The organism is Bacillus sp. RC252 (assembly GCF_044909215.1).
Taxonomy (GTDB): domain Bacteria; phylum Bacillota; class Bacilli; order Bacillales; family Bacillaceae_G; genus Bacillus_A; species Bacillus_A mycoides.
On record NZ_JBIYDV010000059.1, the window covers coordinates 1 to 1,012 of the forward strand.

Annotated in this window: 2 pseudogenes; both read right to left on the bottom strand. The window is 27.1% G+C overall.

What is annotated here, in order from left to right:
• A pseudogene (locus tag ABH960_RS29525) lies at positions 1 to 688 on the bottom strand (WD40/YVTN/BNR-like repeat-containing protein); the annotation flags it as partial.
• 230 nt (positions 689 to 918) lie between these two features.
• A pseudogene (locus ABH960_RS29530) lies at positions 919 to 1,012 on the bottom strand (phosphoribulokinase); the annotation flags it as partial.

Here is a 1,012-nt window from a genome sequence, read left to right on the forward strand (position 1 = left end):
CCTTAACCGTTTTAATTAAAGGTTCTACTAATTTATCATCATCATAATCAGGCTTTGCATACCCGTCTCGTATTATAGTAATATCTTCTGATTTCTTCTCATTATAAGAGATTAAATAAGTTTCTTCTTTCCCATCAACATTTTTCCCATAAACAAATGTATCAAACGCTGTGATTGTTCCATCTGAATGAAATGTAAGATCAAAATCAGTTGCCATATACAATTTCTTTGGCAAAGGATATTTTTTATTTATATCTTCAAAAATACCTTCTACTCCAGATTCATATATATTATTATGTTTAAGTTTAACTGACCTTTCATGTTTTAACCTTTCTATAAACCATGCCAATTTGCCATTGTAATTTATTGCACTTTTATAAATCTACATCCCATAAAATGATGTAATTGCAATAATAATGATAATAGAAATGGATCTCCATGCTATTGAATTAGTTAATTTTTTAGATTCATATTTTCTGTTTTTTATCACCCGCATTGTAGTAAATGTAGTCATGGATATAAAAAGTACTATACATAATAAAAAAATATAAATATTATAATTCATTCTTCCGTACTTACAGTATAAGGCTAACTCATAACAAAAAATCCCGTATACAATTATTAGTATTGGATTTGTTACTAATGACAGAAGTATCCTTTTTGCATTTTCCCTAAATATAGAAACCACTCCTAATTACATGAATTACTGATATTAAGTATACTTTATTGTAAAGTAACAAAAAAGCTATTTAATCTTGCCGCCAAAAATACAATAGACATCTGTCTATTAAAGCCGTTTAAAAATCTAGTTGTTTCATAGACAATGGATTTTTGAGTGAATACTAAAGTTGCTTCATTTGGGAGCCAAATAATGAAAATGAACCCTCATAATAAACATAACAAATAGAGTATTTGCATTTAAACTCTATAAAACTCAAATGTATTTTTTTCTAGACATATTGCTTCATCGGAATTTTTGATAATAATATCAAAACATTGACTGTATGGATGC